The sequence below is a fragment of the Anaerofilum hominis genome, from assembly GCF_014287275.1.
Taxonomy (GTDB): Bacteria; Bacillota; Clostridia; order Oscillospirales; family Ruminococcaceae; genus Pygmaiobacter; species Pygmaiobacter hominis.
Genome location: NZ_JACONZ010000004.1, coordinates 26,710 through 48,573 on the forward strand (window position 1 = coordinate 26,710; position 21,864 = coordinate 48,573).

The following is a 21,864-nucleotide window of genomic DNA, read 5'->3' on the forward strand; positions in this document are numbered from 1 at the left end:
AACCCGCTCTTGTTTGGAGCGGGTTCCCTTATTGCGTTTCCAAAATGTCCTCTGCGATGGAGAGCAGCAGCTTTTTCTGGGAGGGGGACATTTCCGCGCAGGCAGCGCTGAGGGCGCCGTCCAGATATCCCGGGGCGCCCGGTGCGGCCCCGGCCAGCAGCTCGGAGGGGTCGCAGCCCAGACAGGCCGCAATGGAAGCAAGGGTGTCGAGGCTGACCTTGGTGACGCCGCGTTCGATCTGGCTGACATAGCCGACTGAAACCCCCAGCGCTTCCGCCAGGGTGTCCTGGGTCTGGCCCAGAGCGCGGCGCCGTTTTTTGATCTGGCGTCCCAGCTGGTCATAATCTACCGCCATTTTCATCCCACTTTCTACATTTCGTTCCATTCCTTTCAGTGTAAAAGCAAAATAAAAGAGAGGACAGACAGCAATAAATATAATTAAAGTTATCAATATTGACTGGAAATGCGTAAAATGGTAAAATTCTTGAGGAAACGGGAAAAAAGCGAAAGGGGATGCCGGTGTGGACCTGATGGATGCGCTGACAGAAGCGGCGGGATGCCGGTACCTTTCTGATCTGAGGTATGTTGTGATCGGCCCGGGACAGGAAGAGCGGATACGCGCGCTCTCTGAAACCGAGTTCACGGCAAGCCAATATCGGGAGGCTGTGGTCTATCTCGGAGGGACTCCTGACCCGGGAGCGGACATTGCGGCGCTGAAAGAAAGCATCCTCCGCTGCATGAAGCGCCACACCTGAAAGGGCAGCCGGAGGCCGCTTTTCGCGGCTGCTCGGCTTGTCCCATCGCTGCGGCGGATCAAAGCAAAAATACTGTTTGATGTTTCGGCATCTCGATCGTCCGGGTGCCGATAAGAGCCGGCAGGCCGGCCCTTTTGCTGTCCCGCCGTGCTGTACCATAAAAATGGCCTGCGGCTGTTTTTAGCTGCTATGGGGCCTGTCCTCAGGCCGCGGCGAATGGAAATAAATTGTATTGCGAAGCAATAAAAAATAGCCGCGCAGCGGCTATTTTTTTTGGCCAATGCCCGGTTGTCCCGCAGGGACGAGGGGCGTACCATAGAAATAAGTTATTTTTTTGCCATCCGCCCGGTTGCCGCAAAAGCGGCGGGCAAAAGGCCGTGCGGAGGGCTGCGGCGGCGCGGCGGCCTCCTGCCCCCAGCTGCTGTGTTCGGAAATTTTGGATAAGGAGACGCCCACGGCAATGTCTGCTGCGAAGTAGGCCCCCCGTCTCGTTATAGGGGCCGCAGGGCGGGGCCCAAAACGGCCGAGGCACAGGGGGGAGGCACAGCGGGGAAGAGCAGCAGCGCGGGGCTCCTGATCCTGGAAAAATGCGCGAAGCTGGCGCGCAGGCGGGTCGGGGAGCGCAGAGGAACCCCGCGGCCCGCAGAGGAACGCGGTGCGGCTCGCAGAGAAACCCCGCGGCCCGCAGAGAAACCCGGCGGCCCGCAGAGGAACGCGGTGCGGCCCGCAGAGGAACCCAGCGCCCCGCAGGGGGACCCGGCGCGCCTTGCAGAAGACCCGGCGGCCGGATGGAGCGTTTTTGCCCCGCCGCCGGAACACGGCAGCGCATTTTTTTGTGCTTGTGCCCCAGAGCGCGCCGTCAAAAAGAGTATAAGCTGTCTTTGCTGGGGCAGACTAGCAAAGAGGTGAAGAGAGATGCAGGACCTGCAAAGATTTGACGAACGCATGCGCGCTTATTTTGACACCCTGCCCGCGGATATCCAGAACACGGTGCTGTACAGCGATCTTGTGCTGGACGATCTGGACGGGCTGGAGACCTTTGCGGAAAACGTGATGAAGCTGTATGAGCAGTGAGGGGGACGCCATGGCGATGGAAGAAGCGGTCGTCCACCGGGACAAGGCCTACAGGGCCGACCCTGCCCTGAGAGCGTATTACGTCGCCCTGCCGGGCGAAGTCCAGATCCAGCTCTGCCGTGCGGCGGGCCCCATCAGCACGCTGGGCGAGCTTCAGTCGGCGGCGGAACACCTGAAACAGGGCTGGCGGGACCAGATGGGTGAAGAACGGCTGGAGTAAAAAACAAAAACAGCGGCGCGGGAGCAGACAAGCTCTCGTGCCGCTGTTTTTGTTCTGCAGGACCGCAGGGCGGCCGGGGTCAGCGGTCTTTTTCTTTTTCAGCTTCAGTTTTCGGAGAAGCGCTTCCCTGCCGGCTCTTTTCGGGGGAAGAGATCGCTTCATCCTCCCTTGCGGCGGTCATCTGCAGGTTGCCGCAGAGCTGGGCGCCCTCCCGCACGGCGAGCACCTTTGTTTCCACATTGCCCAGCAGCAGGGCGGTGCCCTCAAAGGTGACGGAATTTTTCAGCTTCAGATCGCCTTCCAGCCGCCCGCAGGCGGTCAGGTCGCCCGCGGAGATATCCCCCACCACAGCGGACTGCGCATCCACCTGGACCCGCTCCGCTGCCGCAATATTGCCGTGTACCGTCCCCGAGAGCAGCGTCACGTTCTGCCCGCTGACGTTGCCCGTCACCTTACCAAAGATCCGCACATCCCCCTGGGTGACCAGATCGCCCTCCAGGGCGCCGTTCAGCTCTACGTTGCCGCGCGCCTCAATGCGGCCGATGATGGTGAGGTCAGAGGTGAGCACCGAGGTGTCCTTGCGCGCGCTGCCGGCAATGGGGGCCGCCGCAGGGGACGGGACGTCCCGGCGGACCGGCGTGTCGGTGGCGGCGGAGCCGTCCGGGGACTTTGCATCCCCAAACAGCTCTCCGGCCGCCTGCATAAAATTTTTCTTCACATCCATGATAGTTTCCTCCTCCTGTATCTGGGGCCCTCTGCGGGTCATTCCCTGTAAAAAAAGTGGATGGGCCGCACCTCGTTGTTCAGGGCGGCAAAAGTGAAGCCCTGGTCCCGCAGGCCCGCGATCACCTCCGGCAATGCTTCGACGGTGGTCTGCTTGCCGGACGAGTCGTGCAGCAGCACGATGCCGCGCATCACGCCCAGCGCCCCCGAAAGGATATTGTCGGAGATCTGCGCCGCGGGCACAGCCGCCGTCGCCGCGTCGCCCGCCGCCAGATTCCAGTCGAAATAAGTGAAGCCGCGCCGCGTCATCTCGCTGATGATCTCGCGGTAGACGCCGCTGTTATAGGTGTTGACGCTGCCGCCGGGAAAGCGGAAAATAGTGGGCGTGACCCCGGTGACGCTTTGGATGTAGGTGAACATCTCATTGAAGTCGTCGAGAAAGCTCTCCACAGAGGTATAGATCTGGAGATAATCGTGCGAATAGCTGTGGATCCCCAACGTGTGACCCTCCCGCACGATGCGCTGTAAGGCCTCGCGGCCCGCGGGGGTGTCGTGGCTGCGGCCGACCACAAAAAAGGTGGCCTTGACGTCGTTCTGAGCAAGGATATCCAAAATCTCTTCCGTGTGATCGGAGGGGCCGTCGTCAAAGGTGAGGTAGATGACCTTTTCAAGATAAACGGGCTCTGTGGGAGGCGTACAATAGAGGTCGGGATAAAGTTTTTGGTAGGGGAGTTCCTCCGTCCAGACACGCTCCTGCAGCGGGAAGCCGGCCTCCGCCTGCGAGGGATCCGCTGCCGCGGCGGCCGGGGCCTGCAGGGTTTTCAGCTGCAGGACAAGCTGGCGGTTGACCGCGTCCAGCTGATGAGCGCGAAGCCCCCAAAAGACGCACAGCCCGGCGGGGATGACGATCATCAGGGCGATGCCTGCAAGGATCAGATGTTTAAAAAAGCGGACGCTGCCCCAATACATCTCAAGCGACTCTCTTTCCGGCAGGGCGGGATCGATATTGCCGCCGCGCCGATGGATTTTGTTTTGGAGACAGGCCCCTGGGCCGGGGCAGCCGCGGCGTTTTGTCCGGCCCCCGCAGGAAAAGCCGGTCTTTGCCGCCGCGCCCGCGGCCACACCGTTTCCGGCGCCTGTCTCTAATATCTGCAAGGCGGGCGGCCGGCGGGCCGGGCTGCAGGCGCTCCTCCGCCGGGCCGGTGCAGCCCGCCGTTCCTCCGCTTCGCATAATTGCTTTCAAGTTCTGTATACTATTTTTATCTCCCGGCTCGCGCCCTGAGCGCAGCCGGGGACCGGGCTGTTGGATAAATATGGAAAACGTCCCCGGGCTGTGTTACAATAAGGGGACAAGAACCGCACTTGGAAAGGAAAGACACACATGAGCGCTTTTTCACAGGATATCCTGGAGCTTCTCCGACTGGATTACGGCGTGAGCCCTGAGCAGGCGTCCACCGTACAGATTTACGACGCGGTGAGCCGGGCGGCGATGGCGCAGGCGCGCAGGCGCTGGCAGACGCCCGCGCGGGGCAAACGGGCCTGCTATTTTTCCGCCGAGTTCCTGATGGGGCGGATGATCGGCGCAAACCTTTATAATATGGGCCTGCTCAAAGAGTGCGCCTCTTTTCTCGCTGCCCATGGGCTGGACATGAATATGTTTGAGGAGATCGGCGACGCCGCGCTGGGCAACGGCGGCCTGGGCAGGCTTGCGGCCTGCTTTCTGGACAGCGCGGCCACCTGCGGCGTGCCGCTGGACGGCTATGGCATCCGCTACCGGTACGGGCTGTTTGCCCAGACCTTTGAGGACGGCTTTCAAAAGGAAGCGCCGGACGATTGGCAGAGGTTCACCGACCCGTGGGCGGTGCGCAGGGAAGAGGACGCCGTGCTGATCCGCTTTGCCGACCAGACCGTGCGGGCCGTGCCCTATGACAGCCCGGTGATCGGCTGCGGCGAAAACGCGCTGGTCAACACGCTGCGCCTGTGGCAGGCAGAGGCCCAGCGGCCGTTTGACTTTGATCTGTTCAACCGCCAGAAATACAGCGCCGCCGTGGAAGAGCGCGACCGCGCCGAGGCGATCAGCGCGGTGCTTTATCCCAACGACGACACCCGCGAGGGCAAGCGCCTGAGGCTCAAACAGCAGTATTTCTTTTCCGCGGCCTCGCTGGCTGACCTGGTCAAGCGCTATAAGGCGGCGCATGGGCCGGATCTCTCCGGCTTTGCCGAGGCCTATGCCATTCAGCTCAACGACACCCATCCCACGATCTCCATCCCCGAACTGCTGCGCCTGCTGATGGAAGAGGGGATGGATTTTGACGCGGCTTTTGCGGTGGTGTGCAGGACCTTTGCCTACACCAACCACACCATCATGGCCGAGGCGCTGGAAAAATGGGACGTCAATCTCTTCAAATCCGTCGTGCCCCAGCTTTACCCTTATGTGGAACTGCTGGAAAACGCTCTGGAGATGGAGCTTGCCCTGCGCCGTGTGCCGCGGGAAAAAAAGCAGAACTACCGCATCATCTGCCGCGGGCAGATCCATATGGCGCGCATGGCGATCTTCGCCACCCATTCCACCAACGGCGTGGCCCGCATCCATACCGAGATCATCAAGCACAGCGCGCTGCCGGAGTGGTATGCCCTCTGGCCCGAGCGGTTCAACAACAAGACCAACGGCATCACCCAGCGCCGCTGGCTGGCGCTCTGCAACCCAGAGCTGTCCGGCCTGATCACCCAGCGCATCGGCGACGGGTGGATCACCGATCTGGATCAGCTCAAACGGCTGGTCCCCTATGCGGACGACCCGGCCACTCAGGACGCGTTTCTGGCGGTCAAGGAGGAAAAAAAGCGTCAGCTTGCACAGGTGATCCGCAGCAAAGAGGGGTTCCGGCTGGACCCGACTTTCCTCTACGACATCCAGATCAAGCGTCTGCATGAGTATAAGCGCCAGTTCATGAACGCCCTGTCCATCCTGGATCTGTACTATGGCATCAAAGAGGGACGGATCACCGATCTCCAGCCCACGGCTTTCCTGTTTGGCGCCAAGGCCGCCCCGGGGTATTACCGCGCAAAGGGGATCATCAAGCTCATCAACGAGATCGCCCGGCTGGTGGATGGCGACGAGGCGGTGCGCGGGCTGCTGCAGGTGGTGTTTGTGCAGAACTACAACGTGAGCTATGCGGAAAAGCTGATCCCGGCCGCAGAGGTGTCTGAGCAGATCTCCACAGCGGGCACCGAGGCCAGCGGCACCAGCAATATGAAGTTTATGCTCAACGGGGCGGTGACGCTGGGCACCTATGACGGCGCCAATATCGAGATCGTGGAGGCGGCCGGAGAAGAGAACAACTATATCTTCGGCGCCCGGGTGGAAGATATCGAAAAACTGCGGCAGAGCTATGACCCCAAACAGATCTATCAGGCCGAGCCGCGGGTGCGGCGCGTGATGGACGCCCTGGTGGACGGCACTCTTTCCGACGGGAGCACCGGCGTTTTCCGCGAGCTGTACGACAGTATTCTGGAGGGGGCCAGCTGGCACCGGCCCGACCAATACTATCTGCTGCTGGACCTGATCCCCTATTGCGAGACGCGTCTGCGGCTGAACCGGGATGTGCGCGACAGACGGGCCTTTGCAAAAAAATGCCTGCTGAACATCGCCAACGCGGGCCAGTTTTCCAGCGACCGCACCATCCGCCAATACGCGCGGGAGATCTGGAGCGTTTGAGGCAGCGAAAAGCAGAAGTTCAGTCTTTTTCGTCCAGCAGCGCCATCAGCTGGCTCTGTTCGATCTGCAGCTGCCGGCACAGGGCCAGCAGCTCGCTGCCGCGGATCGCCGCGTTCTGATGAAAAATGCGCATCAGCCTTTGGTAGCTGATACCGCATCGCTCCGCCAGAACGGAGTACTTGATCCCTTTTTCCCTGATGACCGTTTTCAGGAAATGAATTATTTTTTCATTCATTTTCTCCCACTTCCTTTTAAAGGTTGAATAATTCATTTCCAATCGCATTATACAGTTGAAAATATCGATTGTCAACGCTTTTTGGTTGAAATAGTCAATTTCTGGTTGAGTTTTGACGCTCCTTGTTGTATGATTCATTCGAAGAGGTGATTCGATGGCAAGTAAAAAACTGGGGGAGACGTTGCGCAGGCTGCGCACCCTTAAGGGATATACGCAGCAGCAGGTGGCGGACCTGCTGGGCCTGAAAAACAAAAGCACGCTGGGCTCCTGGGAAGTGGGAAAGTCAGAGCCGGATGGCTATACCTTTTTGAGGCTGTGCCGGATCTACGAGGTAACGGACATTTACGCCGCTTTTGAAGAGGAGGCCTCCGTGCGGCAAAGAAAAGATGCCTCCCACGACGTGCTGGAGAAGTACCGGCAGCTGACCCCGGAGAAGAAAAAGATCGCCGACAGCCTGATCCTGCAGCTGGCCGAGCTGCCTGTCCCAAAGCGGGACCGGCAGGCACAGGAGGAGTGAGGCGGCGGGGAGGGGACAGCGCCTTTTATTCCGCAGATAAAAAACGCAGGGCGGGGCCCCGGCTTTGAACGCCGGGGCCCCGCCCTGAAAAAATTTGACCTGAAAAGTTTAAAGCGTGCTTTGGGGAGCCTCCTGCCCCCTCCGATGCAGAACTGCCCTCCCTTTCGGGCTGCCGCTTTGCCGGGGAAAAGCGGGAGGCGCGGGACATTCTTTCTTTCGGAGCGCCGCGCTTTTCCCCCGCGCGGGGCAGCATCCCCCTGGGAGCCGTTTTCCCGCCGGGCACGCGTTTGCGCTCTGGACTTGACCGAAACAGGGCCCTCTCTGCTTTTTTCAGAGAGGGCCCTGTGTTTTGTGGGTCCTGCGCGCAGAGACCGGCGTGCAGAGGCAGACGGGAGCGCGCTTTTACCGTCCGGCGGCAAGAGAGGACTGCGCTCAGAGCCGGATAGAGATAAAGGTGCCGTCGCGGGCTTCCACATGGACGGCCTCCAGTCCGCGGTTTTCTTTTAAAACGTCGAGACATTGCTCCAGGACCATCGTGACGGTCTCTTTTGTGACAAGGCAGCGGTAGGGCTCCGGCGTGTTGACGGCCATTTTGTCAAACGCCCCGGCGGGGATCAGTTTGACGGCAAAGCCGATCATCGAGACCGGCAGCGGCATGGAAAAATGAAACTCTCTCGTCCTGATCTTTACTTTCATCCGTCCACCCTTGTTCCCTTATTGATCCACGAATATCCGCACGGTGGTCCCGTCGGCGGCTTCCACGTTGACAAAATCCCCCTCGATCTCCGCTTCGAGGCATTCGGCTACCGCGTCCATCATCTCGGAAAGGTCGATCCCCTGCAGATCTTTTTCAGGGATCGGCAGCCTGCCGGTGACCTTCAGGATCTTTTTGACGGCTCCTACCGGAAACTGGATTTTTACCTTGTCTCCCGAGAGGCCGTCCACAAGGATACGGAACATTTTTTTGTCGTAGCTGCCGCGCAGCACATCGTCACCCGGGGCGGCGCCGAGGGCGGCCATCAGCTCGGCCGCCTGTTCCGCGGTGATCGTCCCATCCTCCACCATTTTCAAGATCCTCAATTTTTCATCCATGACCGGTCTCCTTTTTCCTTTATTTCAGCTGTGTGATGGCCTGCTCCGCCGTGATCTCGCCGTTTTCAAGGGCTTTTAAGATCTCCTCCCGCCGGAGCGCCTGCGCATCCGGCCCCGTGTCGTGGCCCAGCTTTTTGATCACCGCGTCAAGCCGGGAGCGGACGGTGGGGTAAGAGATGCCCAGTTCCTTTTCCACCTCTTTGATATTGCCGCGGCAGCACAGAAAGGTCTCGGTGAAGCGGAGTTCTTCCTCTGAGAGATAATCGAATTTGCTGAGCCGGAAGTTATTTTCTATCACCGTGTCGCAGGAAGCGCACCTGAGCCGGGTCACTGCCAGTTCCCCGCTGCACACCGGGCAGCGGCCGATCACTTTTTTCATCGTCCCACTTCCTCTCCGTCTGTCAATAATATAACACAAATATAAAATATGTCAATTAAAAAATTAATTTTTTTAATATAAATATTGATTTTTTTAAACCATTAGAAATTCAAGTGCTGCGAATGCGCTGCAGCAGATGCAACGGCGAAGAGAAACAAAAAGGCCGCCCCGGAGGGCGGCCTTTTTTATTGATGGGAAACAGAGTCCCGGACGGTCAGCTCTGCGCTTCGTCCGGCGGCCAGCGATAATCGGCGATGCGGATGATATCGAGAAAACCGAACAGCCGCACGCTTTCAGAGGCGTTCACTTTGAGGCGGACATAGATATCTACAGGCGCGTAGAACAGGAACGTGTTTGCCGCGGTGACCGCCGCAGCGCTGCTCTGGCTCTGCGTGGTGCAGGAATAGGGGATCTCACTGGAATTTCCGATCACCGGCGTGAGCTTCAGATAGCCGCCGGCAGACACGGTGGCACTGGCGGAGTAACTGAATAGATAGGCGCCGCCCTGCGCCAGCTTTACAGTGACGTCGTCCGGCTGCAGGTCAATGCCGCCGCCATTCCAAAAATACCGAAACAGCGGGATGTAGGTGGCGTCGTCCTGGCACTGGTCGTAGAACTGATACTCGGCGTAGGCCCGGGGACAGGTCCCCGCGGCGCCCTGCGGTCCCTGAGGGCCGACAGGCCCCTGCGGCCCGCGCTCTCCGGCAGGTCCCTGCGGGCCGGGGAGACCCATTTCTCCGGCGGGGCCGACAGGCCCGCGTTCTCCGGCAGGCCCCTGCGGACCCATGGGGCCATCCGCGCCCTGTGGGCCCATGGGACCCTCAGGCCCCTGTGGGCCGGTGAGGCCCATTTCTCCAGCGGGACCGACGGGCCCGCGCTCCCCGGCAGGACCCTGTGGACCCATGGGGCCATCCATGCCCTGCGGCCCCATTGGGCCTTCAGGCCCCTGCGGGCCGGGGAGGCCCATTTCTCCGGCGGGGCCGACGGGCCCGCGCTCTCCGGCAGGACCCTGCGGACCCATGGGGCCATCCGCACCCTGGGGGCCCATGGGACCTTCAGGCCCCTGCGGGCCGGGGAGGCCCATTTCTCCGGCGGGGCCGACGGGCCCGCGCTCTCCGGCAGGACCCTGCGGGCCCATGGGACCCTCAGGTCCCTGCGGGCCGGTGAGGCCCATTTCTCCAGCGGGACCGACGGGCCCGCGTTCCCCGGCAGGACCCTGCGGACCCATGGGGCCATCCGCGCCCTGTGGGCCCATGGGACCCTCAGGCCCCTGCGGGCCGGGGAGACCCGTTTCGCCCCTGGGTCCTATCGGACCGCGCTCTCCGGGCAGGCCTTGGGGCCCCATCGGACCCTCGGGACCCTGTTCGCCCTCAGGTCCCTGCGGGCCTTGGGGACCGCGGGGGCCAGGGCAGCCGGGCAGGCCGGGTAAGCCGGGTTCCCCGCGCGGACCGGGTTCACCCGGTTCACCTTTCGGTCCCTGCGGACCAGGACAACCGGGACAGCCGGGTTCACCGGGCTCTCCCTTGAGCCCTCGGGGACCAGCAGGCCCCGGACAGCCAGGTTCACCGGGCTCGCCCTTTGGCCCCTGCGGTCCGGGGCAGCCCGGACAACCAGGCTCACCGGGATCACCCTTGGGGCCCGTACAACCGGGCTCGCCCGGTTCACCTTTGGGCCCCTGAGGCCCGGGACAGCCAGGGCAGCCCGGCTCGCCGGGCTCTCCCTTGGGCCCTCGAGGACCTGCGGGCCCCGGACAGCCGGGTTCGCCCGGATCACCTTTTGGGCCCTGCAGGCCCGGGCAGCCGGGGAGGCCGGGTTCACCGCGCGGCCCCGGCTCGCCTTTCGGTCCTTGAGGTCCGGGACAGCCCGGACAGCCGGGCTCACCGGGTTCGCCCTTGGGTCCTCGGGGACCTGCAGGTCCCGGACAACCCGGTTCGCCTTTTGGCCCCTGCGGCCCGGAACAGCCGGGTTCGCCCGGCTCGCCTTTCGGCCCCTGCGGTCCGGGGCAGCCCGGGCAGCCAGGTTCGCCGGGTTCGCCCTTAGGGCCCCGGGGGCCCGCAGGTCCCGGACAGCCGATATCGCCTTTTTCTCCTTTGGGCCCCTGTGGCCCCATGGGCCCGGCGGGGCCGGGCTCTCCCTGAGGCCCTACCGGCCCCTGAGGTCCGGGCACGGGACAGCAGTTTTCCGGCAGGCGGCAGAGGGATCCCCGTTCATCGGGCCCCGGAGGCGCACATCCCGGACAATTGTCCTCGCCGCATCCTCCAAACAAAAATCTGGACATACAAACTCCAATCGCCGCACGCGGCAGCCTGCGCGGCCCCGGGGCGCGGCGCCGCTTTTCCGGCAAGCGGCCGGCCAAAACTTACAGCGGAACGCGAAGGCCGGGCAGAAAGACAAAGCGGCAGCCCGCGCCAGTCAAAGCGCTCTGCTACACGTTATGCCGCCGCAGAGAGAGATGTGCCCATGCCTCCCGGCCGCACGGGCTGCGGGCCAAAAAGCACACCGGCGACGCGGGGGGCATAGCATGGGTAAAGTCTCAGGAAAGAGGGGATGACCATGGCCTTTTACGGGATCGACGTCTCACATCACGAGGGGACGATCGACTGGCAGAAAGCCAAAGTGAACGGCCCGGATTTTTGCTTTGTGCGGGTGGGCTACGCCAATGGCGACGGCACCATCACCATGGACCGGGAGTTTGAAAATAACATGAACGGCATTGCCGATACCTGCATCGATACCGGGCTGTATCTTTACAGCTATATCCGCACCGAGGCGGCGGCGGCAGAGGCGGCGGGGGCCTTTCTCACCATTGCCCAGGCCTATGACCTCACCATGCCGCTGGTATTTGATCTGGAGGACGTGGGGGTCTATGGCGCGCTGGGGGTGGAGCTGACCACCAGCATCGCGCAGATCTTTCTGGGGATGGTGCGGGACGCCGGCTATTACCCCATGCTTTACAGCAATACCAATTTTGCAAACAACTACGTCGATATGTCCCAGCTGTCCCAATTTGATTTCTGGGTAGCGGACTACCGCTCCTGGATCGGCTATACCGGCGTTTACGGCATTTGGCAGTATACCGATCAGGGCGTGATCGATGGTATCCGGGACAGGGTGGACCTGAATATCGCCTATCGGGATTATCCGTCGATCATCAAAAGCGGCGGCTATAACCGCCTGCCTGCATGGATGCGCATTTTGCCCGGCAGCGTGGTGCGCATCCTGCCCACCGCCGCCGTCTATGCCAACAGCAGTGTGCCGATCCCGCCCTGTGTGCGCCGGCAGGACTATACGGTGCTCAAGGTGTGCGGGCACACGGCGCTGCTGAGCTGTATCAATTCCTGGGTCCGGCTGGAGGATCTGCAGCTGGTGCGGGGCCCGGCCGTGTGATGGGCACCGGCGGGACACGCGCCCGCCGCAGCCCGCTTTTTTCCAGCGCCGCCGGCAGAAGTAAGCGTCTGCCGGCGGCCTTGTGTGTTCCGATGCAGGATGCAGCCGCTGCAAAAGTGCCGTTTCCGCCGGCAAAAGCTGTAAAAGGTCCCAAGCCACAGAAAAAAGCCCGAGCTGATTTGTACAGGCTTACAATATGAACTGGAGTTCGTTTCAATGGGGCGAAAAATGACATAAAATCCCCACCAGAGGAGGATTTTCATGTCGATAAACATGATCTTTTCCCGGGTGATGCTGCAGCGGCGCATCTCCAAAAATCTGACCCAAAGCCAAGCCGCAGAGAGATGTGGCCTTTCACTGCGCGGATATCAAAAGCTGGAAAGCGGGCGCGCCGTCCCGAGTTTTGCCAGCGCCTTGTATATTTCAAATGAACTGGATTTCAGTCTGGATCAGATCAAAAAGGAAGTGTTTCAGGATGATACTGTATCAGCTCACTGAAAAGCCTGTTGAGGTTTCCGGCCTGGAGAAAAAAGCCTCTTTTGGGATCGAATGCCGGACGGTGGAAAACGGAGAAGCCGTGCTGCTGGACGCGATCGAGGATATCGCCAGCAGCAGGCAAAGCGTGGCCGCTCTGGCACAGCGCTGTACGCAGGCCCAGTTGTCACCTGTGCATTTTCGGGATGTGGTGGAAGACTTTCTTCTGCGGTAACAGAAAAAATAAAAAACGGGGAGACCGGTTCTCACAGAGCCGCGTCTTCTTTTTTTGTTGACCCAAGCGGGACGAATGGGGTGTAGAACGCCAGTAGGAGGGTCGAAACGTAATCACACCACATCGGGCCCGACATACTTTCACAGCCGCAGCCATCAAAGCAGGTGTGGCCCGGAGGCTTTGACAGAAGTGCTGGAACACACAAAATACTCTACTACAGTAGAAAAATACGGTGATCAGTTGGACACTGATTTTATTAAAGAAGAGCTGCAAAAAGTAAGGTGATCTTGTTAGCTTATCTGTTAGTTTATGACGCTTTGTTATGCTTTTTCATGATTTTTGTGCAACAAATATCTATCTATTTTCACAAATAAAAAACCCGCAAACTGGCTTTATAGGCCAATCTGCGGGTTTTTTATGGAGCTGTCTATGCGATTCGAACGCACGACCTCTTCCTTACCAAGGAAGTGCTCTGCCGACTGAGCTAAGACAGCAAATGGCGACCCGGATGAGGCTCGAACTCACGACCTCTAGCGTGACAGGCTAGCGTTCTAACCAACTGAACTACCGGGCCACATGGCAGGGGCAGAAGGACTTGAACCCTCGGCACGTGGTTTTGGAGACCACTGCTCTACCAACTGAGCTATACCCCTATTTCGGGCAGGCCCTTAAGTGAGGGCGCTTTAATATAATAACGAAAACAGCAAAGAAAGTCAAGCCCTTCCAACCAAAAAAATTGACAGTTTTTTTGCGTAGGGGCAGGACGGTAAAAGCGCGGGGGCCATGGCACCGAAAAGGCGGCGGAAAAGCGCCGGGGCGGCGCCTTTTCACCGCGCGGGGGCCTGCGGCAAAATGTCGCGGATCAACCCGCCGCCCACCAGCAGATCGTCCTGGTATAAAACGGCGGATTGTCCGGGGGCGGGGGCGCGGGCGGGCTGGTCGAAAACGATCAGTGCGCTGTCGGCCCCCCGCGCCGTCACCGTGCAGGGCACGGGCTTTGCCGCAGAGCGGATCTTGACCTGATAGCGGCCGCCCGCCGCCAGCCCGGCCCCTGTTTCGGCCAGATGGTCCAGTTCTATGGCGGCGTAGTATTCGTCGCCGGAAAAGGCCAGTTCAATGTCTCCGCCGGGCAAAATGCGCCGGACAAAGACCGGCTTGCCCAACGCCACCCCCAGCCCGCGGCGCTGGCCTACGGTGTAGTGCAGCACCCCCCGGTGCGGGCCCAGGACAGTGCCGTCTGGCGCGATAAAGCGGCCGGCAGGGCCGCGGCAGCCGCGGCTTTCAATGTAGGACGCATAGTCGCCGTCCGGGATAAAGCAGATCTCCTGGCTATCCGGCGCATTTGCCGCGGCAAGGCCCAGCGCCGCGGCGCGGTCGCGGACAGCGGGCTTTTCAAATTCCCCCACGGGCAGCAGCAGGCGGCTGAGAATGGACTGGGGCAGCCGGTAGAGCATATAGCTCTGGTCGCGCGCTGCGCTGACCGCCTGGCGCACGTAAAACGCGCCGTCCCGCCGGGCGATGCGGGCATAATGCCCGCTGGCGACCAGCGGGATGCCGCGCTCGTCGGCCACGTCGCAGAGCAGCCGGAATTTGACCTGCGGGTTACAGATCACGCAGGGGTTTGGCGTGCGCCCGGCACAGTACTCCGCGCAGAAAGGGGCAATGACCTCCCGCTCAAACTCCGGGCCGCAATCGCGCACCGTCAGGGGCACGTCCAACTGCCGGGCGGCCTCCTGCGCGGCGGCCACCGCTTTTTCGTGCGCGGGCGAAAAGCGAAGGACCAGGGCCTCCACAGAAAAGCCCTGGTCTTTGAGCAGCTGAACGCACACGCTGGAGTCCACGCCGCCCGACAGGGCGACCAGGACGCGGCCAGACGGATATTGCATAAAAACGATCCCTCCATTTTTTACTGCGGCGCGCCGCAGCCCGCCGCTTCGCAGGCGTGACAATCCTCCACCAGTTTGCCGACGATGGGTTCCGGGTCCACGCCCTGGCGGCGGTAGTAGTCGGACAGGGCGGCCTTTACCGCCTGTTCCGCCAATACGCTGCAATGCACCTTTACCGGGGGCAGGCCGTCCAGAGCCTCGATCACCGCCTTGTTCGACAGCTGAAGCGCCTCGTCTACCGATTTGCCCTTGATCATCTCGGTGGCGATGCTGGAGGTGGCGATGGCCGCGCCGCAGCCAAAGGTCTTAAACTTGACGTCGGTGATCCTGCCGCCGTCGATCTTCAGGTACATCTTCATGATATCGCCGCAGGTGGGGTTGCCCACTTCGCCGACCCCGTCGGCGTCAGCAATCTCCCCCACGTTGCGCGGGTTGGAAAAGTGATCCATGACTTTTGCACTGTATTGCATCTGCGATTCTCCTTTAACTATATCAAAAATCTGCTGAAAAGTACAGGGGACAGGGGCGCGGCGCTCAGCCCAGCAGCGGCTTTGCCTCGCCCTTTTCGATCTTGTCCCATACCGGGCTCATGGCCCGCAGCCGGGGGATGATCTCCTGCAGTGCGCTGCAGGCCGCCTGGGCGTCCTCCATCGTGTTCTGGGGGCCGAAGGTCAGCCGCAGGCTGCCGTGGGCGATCTCGTGGGGCAGGCCGATGGCCAGAAGCACATGGCTGGGGTCCAGGCTGCCGGAGGTGCAGGCGGAGCCGGAAGAGGCACAAACCCCTTTCATATCCAGCAAAAGCAGCATGCCCTCGCCCTCGATGCCCTCAAAAGAAAGGTTGACGTTGCCCGGCAGCCGACGGGTGGGATGCCCGTTCAGCTTGACGTTGGGGATGCTCTGGCGCACGGTGCGGATCACGTAGTCGCGCAGTTTTTCCAGATGGACGGCTTTTTCCGCCAGCTGCGCGTTTGCCAGCTCCAGCGCTTTGCCCAGGCCCACGATGCCGGCCACATTTTCAGTGCCCGCGCGCCGGCCGTTTTCCTGCCCGCCCCCGTCGATGAGGTTGGGCAGCCGCAGACCTTTTTTCAGATAGAGCGCGCCGACGCCCTTGGGGCCGTTGAACTTGTGGGCCGACAGGCTGAGCGCGTCGATCTTCTGCGCCTGCACGTTGATCTTCAGCGTGCCGGCCGCCTGCACCGCGTCGGTGTGAAACAGGACCCCCGCCTCACGGCAGACCGCGCCGATCTCGGCCACCGGCTCAACGGTGCCGATCTCGTTGTTGGCGTACATGACGGATACCAGCGCGGTGTCGGGACGGATCGCGGCCCTTACCTGATCCGGGCTCACCAGCCCGTCGGCGTCCACCGGCAGATAGGTGACCTCAAACCCCTCTTTTTCCAGCTCGGCCATGCTGTGCAGGATGGCGTGATGCTCGATGGAGGTGGTGATAAGGTGGCGCTTGCCCTGGGCCGCCAGCTTGTGGGCAATGCCCTTGACCGCCCAGTTGTCGCTTTCCGACCCGCAGCCGGTAAAAAAAACCTCCTCCGGCAGACAGTTCAGGGCGGCGGCCACCTGGGTGCGGGCGGCGTCGAGGGCCTCTTTGCTCTGCCGTGCGATGCCGTAAACGCTGGAGGGATTGCCGTAGTGCTGGGAAAAATAGGGCAGCATGGCGTCCAGTACCGGGCCTGATACCGGCGTGGTGGCCGCGTTGTCCAGATAAATGATCTTACCAGTTTGTTCCAACTGAATCACCTGTACTTTCTGTAAAATAGCTCTGAATTTAATATATACTATTTTACTAGGAATTACAACAGGAAATTCATATTAAAATAATAGGAATTTGAATTCTTGTGAATTGTGACCTTTCAACAGAGGTGATAGCTTGCCCATGAAATACTCAGAAAGCTTTGAAAGCAAAAGATCTGCCGCAATCATTTTTCATGCTCTGCCAACCGCTTCAACTGGGTATTTTGATACGGAAAAGCGTCATAGGGATCTAGGACCCCTGGTTTTTAAATATCCGGCGCGGGCTTTGGTGGCATACTCTGCTCTCAGATGAGCTCTTGCAGAAAATATTTTGCGCCCACGCTGCGGGGAAAACGACGCGCACGCCCCGCAAAACTGCCGGATAAAGTGGCTGATGGAGAATAAAAAAGTTCCCTTGTTTCGGCTTGTAGAAGCAAAAACAAGGGAGCATACATAAAGTGTGAACATTTGATAGGCGTAAGTAGGTATTATGCCCTAAAAATAAAGGTGTGATAGAGAGTTTGGCAGATAAAATGGAATTTAAAAGAAAATTTTTTGCTCCGCGGCATAAACGCGGTGCAGGGGGCATATTTAAAAACTGCAAAGCTCTGTTTTCGCCGCGAGTCTGCCGCCGCACAGGCGCTTAAAACGCCCCGTGTGCTGCGCGCCCCGCACCGTTTTTTGCCGCAGCCCCCGCCATCACGGCGGGCGGCGCGCTGGGATAAGAGCAGCACAAGCAGTCCCGTCGGATTCTAGCGCCCGGCCAGCCCTCTTCCGACCACATAAACGCCGATCAGCATTTCGGCGATGGATGCGCCCGATACAAGCCCGCTGAAAAAGTCTCGCATGCCGGAGCCGCCGATCGTGCGTGCAAGAAACTGCAGCGCGATCCCCATCACGATCAACAAGACCCCGTACAGCAGCTCTTTTTGCTTTTCCAATTCCTGAGTCCGCCGCAGCAGCTCCAACATCTGCTCGCTGTCGTACAGGCGCACGCTTTTTTCGGCCGCTTCCTCGCCGTCCAGCAGTTCAGCGACCGTGACGCCCAATTCTGCGCACAGGTCTTTCACGACGCTGTAATCCGGCATGCATCTGCCGGTTTCCCATTTTGAAATGGTTTTATTGGAAACCCCCAGCCTTTCTGCCAGCTGCTCCTGCGTCCATCCTTTTTCTTTTCTTTTTTTCGAGATCAGATCTCCTGTGTTCGACCGGTTCATTTGGCTTTGCCCCCTTTGTCTTATAACAAAAGGATAACCTTTGAGGACCTGAAATAACAGCCCTCCCTGGGAGAATTTGAGTGGAAATAGAGCCGCAGCGCCGCCGCAGACGGCTTGAAATGCGCAGAACAGGACCCGGCCGGGAACACGTTCCCCCTCCCTTTGCAGTAAAGGAGAGGAAACGGCCCGGCCGGGTCCTGAAGCACAGTTATTTTGATTCGCCGTGGCCTGAGGACAGGCCACATGGCTGCTAAAAAATAGCCTGCGGCTATTTTTTGTTGCTGCGCAACAAAAAACAAATCATCTTAATGGCCCCGCCCTCGCCGCTTGCGCGGCAACCGGGCGAATGGCCGAAAAAATATCCTCCGCTTCGCTCCGGCTATTTTTTAATTGCTGCGCAACAAAAAACAAATTATCTTGATTCGCCGTGGCCTGAGGACAGGCCACATGGCTGTTAAAAAATAGCCTGCGGCTATTTTTTAAATTTTTGGCTTTCCGCCACGGCCATGGCGTCGCAGCGCTCGTTTTCCGGATGGCCGGCATGGCCCTTGATCCAGTGATAATGGATGACATGGGGCTCGGTGGCCTGCAGCAGCGCGTCCCACAGATCGGGGTTGAGCGCCGGTTTCTTGTCTCCCTTGCGCCAGCCGTTGCGCTTCCAGCTTTTGGCCCATCCTTTGGAGAGGCCGTCCATCACGTATTTGGAATCGCTGCACAGAGTGACCTCGCAGGGCTCTTTCAGCAGTGCAAAAGCGCGCAGCACGGCGGTCAGTTCCATGCGGTTGTTGGTGGTCTCGGCCTCGCCGCCGCTGACGGCCCGCTCGATGTTCTGGTAGCGCAGGATCGCGCCCCAGCCGCCGGGGCCGGGGTTGCCGCTGCACGCGCCGTCGGTGTAAATGGTGACCTGTTTCATATGCTGCTCTCCTGTGATGGGTTTAAAGTCCGCCGCGGCGCAAAAGGGCTGCCGGGCAAAGGGCGTTATCATTATAGCCTGTTTTTCTGCCCGGTACAAGACGCGGGATATCCGCCTTCAAATCCGGCGGCCTGCAGCAGGAACGGACAAAGCGGCTGCGGCGCGGAGAAACGTCTTTTGGGACAGGGGGCTCTGCCGCGCCGGCTGTGCTGTGGAGATAAAACGTTTGCCGGGCCCGTCTGCCGGCTTTTCGACGGGCGGGTGAGGTCATCGGGGGCGGACGCTCTCTCGCGGCACCGACGTCCGGAACGGCAACGCAGGCGGGACGCACCGGTCTGGGGAGGGCGCGGGCCGGCAGGGGGCGGGGACGGCTTCAGGCGGGGCGGTGTTCTGGGCGTTTGCCGGTGTTCCATTGTAAAAAGCAGTCGGGGGTTGTCTTTGCGGCTGATCGCGCGGCCGCCGCTTTTGGAGAGGGGACGAAGCCGGCAGGACAATTATTTTTGTTGTGCGGCAATAAAAATTGCTGTGAGGCAATAAAAATGGCCGCAGCGCAGCACGGATCGTTTTTCGCGTCGATCTCCCGCCCGCCGATTTTGCGGCGGGGCGAAACCTCCGGGACAAGTGACTTTTGTCGCGCAGCGATCAAACGGGTCATTCGGGCGCCGCGCTGGGCAGACCGCTGCCGAATGCCCGACACCGGCAAATTTTTGCCGCGGCGCAAAAAAATAGTTTCAAAAAGTGTATGAAACATTTGTTGATTGTGTTATACTCTATTCAAGTAAGTTTGTGCTAAACGGCAAAAGCCCGGCCCTTGGGGCGGCACAGACCAGTCATGGATGAATGCACGCGGAAGCCGTGCTTTTTATACGCTGCGACCTCTTGCGGGTGCGGCTGAAAACATCAAATAAAATTACAGAACGGAAACGCGGGGCGGCGTGCCTTTTTTGCAGAAAGGCCTGCCCGCCTGTTGCGATCAGAAGCGGGTATTCGCTCCTGGTCTTGTTTTCGTTCGGGAAACCGGAGGAAATTACAGATGGAAGAGACGACAGGCAAGCAGAAAACAGGGGAGGGGCAGGCCGCGCCGCGCCCCAAGCGCAAGTACTATCCCCGCCGCCCCCGCGCGGCAAAACCGGCCGCACAGGCAGGCGGCGAGGCGCAGGCTCCGGCCGAGAACAAGCCCGCGCAGGGACAAAAGCCCCCCAGAGAGGCGAAAAAGCCGCAGGCAGCCCCCGCGGGGGAGACGGCAAAAAAGCAGCCCGCCCGCGCGCCGCGGCAGGCAAAGGCGCAGCAGGCGCCCGCGGCCCGGGGCGGCCGCGGAGGCCGCGCCAAGGCGGCGTCCCCGGCTGCGGCGGCTGCCGCTGCAGCGGCAGCTTCTGCGGCGGAGCCGCGCGCGGCAAAGGCGCCCCGCCAGCCCCGGCGCGGCAAAAATGCGCCCCCGGTGCGCATTATCCCCCTCGGCGGTTTGGGCGAGGTGGGCAAGAACATGACCCTTTACGAGTGCAAAGGGGATATGTTCCTGGTGGACTGCGGCTCGATGTTCCCCGACAGCGAGATGTTCGGCGTCGACCTGGTCATCCCGGATTTTTCTTATCTGCAGGCGCACAAAGACCAGCTTCACGGCCTGGTCATCACCCACGGACATGAGGACCACATCGGCGCGCTGCCCTATTTTCTGCGGCAGTTCAACGTGCCGGTCTATGCCACCCGCCTCACCTGCGGGCTGATCCGCAACAAGCTGGAAGAATACGGCCTGGCTGCTTCGACCAAGCTGGTGGAGATCCTGCCCGGGCAGGAGATCGCTTTCGGCTGCATGAAGGTGCGGGCCATCCGGGTCAACCATTCCATCCCCGACGCGGTTGCCTACGCCATCGACACCCCGGCCGGCGTCATCATCCAGACCGGCGACTTCAAGATCGACTTTACGCCCGTCACCGACGAGATGATCGACCTTGCCACCTTTACCGAGTATGGGCGGCGGGGCGTGCTGGCGCTGCTGGCCGATTCGACCAACTCCGAGCGGCCGGGCTTCTCCCGCAGCGAGCGCTCGGTGGGCCAGAGCTTTATGAACCTGTTTGCCCGGGCGGAGGGCAAGCGGATCATCATCGCCACGTTTGCCTCCAACCTGCAGCGCATCCAGCAGATCATCGACATGGCGGTCAAATACGACCGCAAGGTGGCCATCTCGGGCCGCAGTATGGTCAACAACACCACCATGGCTTTTGAGCTGGGCTATCTGCACGCGCCGGAAAATATCATCGTCGACATCGAGTCGATCCACCGCTACCGCCCGGAAGAGCTGGTCATCGTCACCACCGGCAGCCAGGGCGAACCGATGAGCGCGCTCTCGCGCATGTCGGGGGGCAGCCACCGCAATGTAAGGGTGGGGCAGGGGGACTTTATCATCATCTCCGCGACCCCGATCCCCGGCAATGAGAAGATGGTCACCAAGGTGGTCAACAGCCTGCTGCGGCTGGGCGCAGAGGTGATCTATGAGAGCATGTACGATGTGCATACCTCCGGCCACGCCTATCAGGAGGAGCAGAAGCTGATGCTCAGCATGGTGAAGCCGAAGTTCTTCATCCCAGTGCACGGCGAGTACAAGCATCTGAAAAAGCATTCCCAGACGGCGGCAGGCGTCGGTATCCCGGAAAAAAATATCGTCATCGCAGACATCGGCGACGTCATCGCCCTCACCCCCGACAAGGTGGGCATTGTGGATACAGTGCCCTCCGGACGGGTGCTGGTGGACGGCCTGGGCGTGGGCGACGTGGGCAGCGTGGTGCTGCGGGACCGCCGCCACCTCTCGCAGGACGGCCTGATCATCTCGGTGGCCGCCATCGACGCGGGCACCGGCAAGCTGGTCTCGGGGCCCGATATCGTCAGCCGCGGCTTTGTGTATATGAAAGAGGCCGAGGGGCTGATCGCCGAGGCCAAGGATGTCACCCGCAAGGTGATCGAGCGGGCGGAGGCGCGGGGCGGCCGCCGCAACCTGGAAGAGCTGCGCGGCGCGGTGCGCGACCAGCTCTCAACGCTGCTCTACCGCAACACCAAGCGCAGTCCCATGATCCTGCCCATCATCCAGGAGGTCTGAGCGCTCCGCCCTCTTTTGGAAGAAAAGGGCGGAAAAGTCAAACTTTTTGTTTCCCGGGCTGGAATTCGACACGAAAAAAAAGTATAATAGCCGTGAGTATTGCTTACCGGCTATTATACTTTTTTTCCATCCCGCGCCGTATAATGCAGCAGAGGGCGCCGCCCGGGCCCGGATGGAGCAATTTAACCGTGTGCGCCCGCGCCGG

At 60.6% G+C, this 21,864-nt stretch carries 23 protein-coding genes and 3 tRNA genes; 9 read left to right on the top strand and 17 right to left on the bottom strand.

Translation table 11 applies throughout. The features are described 5' to 3' along the window. Positions 1 to 28: 28 nt before the first annotated feature. A complete protein-coding gene (locus H8S23_RS10655) occupies positions 29 to 355 on the bottom strand; it encodes a helix-turn-helix domain-containing protein (RefSeq protein ID WP_186888342.1) in 327 nt (108 codons plus the stop codon). Between the two features lie 166 nt (positions 356 to 521). Here H8S23_RS10655 and H8S23_RS10660 point away from each other — a divergent pair, with 166 nt between their 5' ends. From H8S23_RS10660 to H8S23_RS10670, 3 genes are all read left to right on the top strand, one after another. Continuing rightward, a complete protein-coding gene (locus H8S23_RS10660) occupies positions 522 to 755 on the top strand; it encodes a hypothetical protein (RefSeq protein ID WP_186888343.1) in 234 nt (77 codons plus the stop codon). Positions 756 to 1,670: 915 nt separating this feature from the next. Beyond that, on the top strand, positions 1,671 to 1,829 hold the full coding sequence (locus tag H8S23_RS10665) for a hypothetical protein (RefSeq protein ID WP_186888344.1): 159 nt from the start codon (positions 1,671 to 1,673) through the stop codon (positions 1,827 to 1,829). After that, entirely contained in the window at positions 1,819 to 2,049 is a 231-nt protein-coding gene (locus H8S23_RS10670) for a hypothetical protein (RefSeq protein ID WP_186888345.1), read from the top strand. The genes H8S23_RS10665 and H8S23_RS10670 overlap by 11 nt, the downstream gene beginning before the upstream one ends. Before the next feature lie 79 nt (positions 2,050 to 2,128). Here the strand turns inward: H8S23_RS10670 and H8S23_RS10675 are convergent, their stop codons facing one another. Further along, positions 2,129 to 2,773, bottom strand: coding sequence for a bactofilin family protein (locus H8S23_RS10675; protein WP_186888346.1), 645 nt, complete (start codon positions 2,771 to 2,773; stop codon positions 2,129 to 2,131). A 38-nt stretch (positions 2,774 to 2,811) separates the two neighbouring features. Then, positions 2,812 to 3,741, bottom strand: coding sequence for a polysaccharide deacetylase family protein (locus tag H8S23_RS10680; protein WP_186888347.1), 930 nt, complete (start codon positions 3,739 to 3,741; stop codon positions 2,812 to 2,814). Between the two features lie 412 nt (positions 3,742 to 4,153). Between H8S23_RS10680 and H8S23_RS10685 the strand changes: the two genes are divergently transcribed. Beyond that, positions 4,154 to 6,487 (top strand): glycogen/starch/alpha-glucan phosphorylase, encoded by a 2,334-nt coding sequence (locus H8S23_RS10685; RefSeq protein ID WP_186888348.1) that lies wholly within the window; start codon positions 4,154 to 4,156, stop codon positions 6,485 to 6,487. A 19-nt stretch (positions 6,488 to 6,506) separates the two neighbouring features. Here the strand turns inward: H8S23_RS10685 and H8S23_RS10690 are convergent, their stop codons facing one another. Further along, positions 6,507 to 6,722: a helix-turn-helix domain-containing protein gene (locus tag H8S23_RS10690; protein ID WP_186888349.1), complete on the bottom strand. Its 216-nt coding sequence runs from the start codon at positions 6,720 to 6,722 to the stop codon at positions 6,507 to 6,509. Between the two features lie 154 nt (positions 6,723 to 6,876). Between H8S23_RS10690 and H8S23_RS10695 the strand changes: the two genes are divergently transcribed. After that, positions 6,877 to 7,239, top strand: a complete 363-nt coding sequence (locus H8S23_RS10695; RefSeq protein WP_186888350.1) for a helix-turn-helix domain-containing protein — start codon at positions 6,877 to 6,879, stop codon at positions 7,237 to 7,239. 432 nt (positions 7,240 to 7,671) lie between these two features. Here the strand turns inward: H8S23_RS10695 and H8S23_RS10700 are convergent, their stop codons facing one another. The 4 genes from H8S23_RS10700 to H8S23_RS14145 form a co-directional block, all read right to left on the bottom strand. Then, complete coding sequence (locus H8S23_RS10700; protein WP_186888351.1) at positions 7,672 to 7,935, bottom strand: hypothetical protein; 264 nt, start codon at positions 7,933 to 7,935, stop codon at positions 7,672 to 7,674. A gap of 18 nt (positions 7,936 to 7,953) precedes the next feature. Then, a complete protein-coding gene (locus tag H8S23_RS10705; protein ID WP_186888352.1) occupies positions 7,954 to 8,331 on the bottom strand; it encodes an SHOCT-like domain-containing protein in 378 nt (125 codons plus the stop codon). A gap of 19 nt (positions 8,332 to 8,350) precedes the next feature. Continuing rightward, positions 8,351 to 8,710, bottom strand: coding sequence for a DUF2089 domain-containing protein (locus H8S23_RS10710; RefSeq protein ID WP_186888353.1), 360 nt, complete (start codon positions 8,708 to 8,710; stop codon positions 8,351 to 8,353). A 214-nt stretch (positions 8,711 to 8,924) separates the two neighbouring features. Further along, on the bottom strand, positions 8,925 to 9,443 hold the full coding sequence (locus tag H8S23_RS14145) for a hypothetical protein (RefSeq protein WP_279289083.1): 519 nt from the start codon (positions 9,441 to 9,443) through the stop codon (positions 8,925 to 8,927). A 1,820-nt stretch (positions 9,444 to 11,263) separates the two neighbouring features. Here H8S23_RS14145 and H8S23_RS10725 point away from each other — a divergent pair. From H8S23_RS10725 to H8S23_RS10735, 3 genes are all read left to right on the top strand, one after another. Continuing rightward, on the top strand, positions 11,264 to 12,097 hold the full coding sequence (locus tag H8S23_RS10725) for a GH25 family lysozyme (protein ID WP_186888354.1): 834 nt from the start codon (positions 11,264 to 11,266) through the stop codon (positions 12,095 to 12,097). A 261-nt stretch (positions 12,098 to 12,358) separates the two neighbouring features. After that, entirely contained in the window at positions 12,359 to 12,595 is a 237-nt protein-coding gene (locus H8S23_RS10730; protein WP_186888355.1) for a helix-turn-helix domain-containing protein, read from the top strand. Then, on the top strand, positions 12,573 to 12,806 hold the full coding sequence (locus H8S23_RS10735; protein ID WP_186888356.1) for a DUF6514 family protein: 234 nt from the start codon (positions 12,573 to 12,575) through the stop codon (positions 12,804 to 12,806). Before H8S23_RS10730 ends, H8S23_RS10735 begins: the two co-directional genes overlap by 23 nt. A gap of 418 nt (positions 12,807 to 13,224) precedes the next feature. On the opposite strand, the gene H8S23_RS10740 is transcribed toward H8S23_RS10735, so the two are convergent. The 9 genes from H8S23_RS10740 to H8S23_RS10780 all read right to left on the bottom strand — a co-directional run bounded on the left by H8S23_RS10740 (position 13,225) and on the right by H8S23_RS10780 (position 19,319). Continuing rightward, positions 13,225 to 13,300, bottom strand: a tRNA-Thr gene (locus H8S23_RS10740). A 3-nt stretch (positions 13,301 to 13,303) separates the two neighbouring features. After that, positions 13,304 to 13,380 (bottom strand) — tRNA-Asp (locus H8S23_RS10745). A 3-nt stretch (positions 13,381 to 13,383) separates the two neighbouring features. Continuing rightward, positions 13,384 to 13,459, bottom strand: a tRNA-Trp gene (locus H8S23_RS10750). Positions 13,460 to 13,633: 174 nt separating this feature from the next. Next, positions 13,634 to 14,692, bottom strand: a complete 1,059-nt coding sequence (gene mnmA, locus H8S23_RS10755) for a tRNA 2-thiouridine(34) synthase MnmA (RefSeq protein ID WP_186888357.1) — start codon at positions 14,690 to 14,692, stop codon at positions 13,634 to 13,636. Between the two features lie 20 nt (positions 14,693 to 14,712). Continuing rightward, entirely contained in the window at positions 14,713 to 15,162 is a 450-nt protein-coding gene (nifU, locus tag H8S23_RS10760) for a Fe-S cluster assembly scaffold protein NifU (RefSeq protein ID WP_186888358.1), read from the bottom strand. 64 nt (positions 15,163 to 15,226) lie between these two features. Further along, complete coding sequence (nifS, locus tag H8S23_RS10765; protein WP_186888605.1) at positions 15,227 to 16,435, bottom strand: cysteine desulfurase NifS; 1,209 nt, start codon at positions 16,433 to 16,435, stop codon at positions 15,227 to 15,229. Between the two features lie 755 nt (positions 16,436 to 17,190). Continuing rightward, positions 17,191 to 17,655: a helix-turn-helix domain-containing protein gene (locus H8S23_RS10770; protein WP_186888359.1), complete on the bottom strand. Its 465-nt coding sequence runs from the start codon at positions 17,653 to 17,655 to the stop codon at positions 17,191 to 17,193. Between the two features lie 472 nt (positions 17,656 to 18,127). After that, the gene (rnhA, locus tag H8S23_RS10775) at positions 18,128 to 18,568 is read right to left on the bottom strand and encodes a ribonuclease HI (RefSeq protein WP_186888360.1); all 441 of its coding nucleotides are present in this window, start codon (positions 18,566 to 18,568) and stop codon (positions 18,128 to 18,130) included. 373 nt (positions 18,569 to 18,941) lie between these two features. Continuing rightward, positions 18,942 to 19,319, bottom strand: coding sequence for a hypothetical protein (locus tag H8S23_RS10780; protein WP_186888361.1), 378 nt, complete (start codon positions 19,317 to 19,319; stop codon positions 18,942 to 18,944). Positions 19,320 to 19,601: 282 nt separating this feature from the next. Here H8S23_RS10780 and H8S23_RS10785 point away from each other — a divergent pair, with 282 nt between their 5' ends. Then, positions 19,602 to 21,659 (top strand): ribonuclease J, encoded by a 2,058-nt coding sequence (locus H8S23_RS10785; RefSeq protein ID WP_186888362.1) that lies wholly within the window; start codon positions 19,602 to 19,604, stop codon positions 21,657 to 21,659. Positions 21,660 to 21,864: the final 205 nt, after the last annotated feature.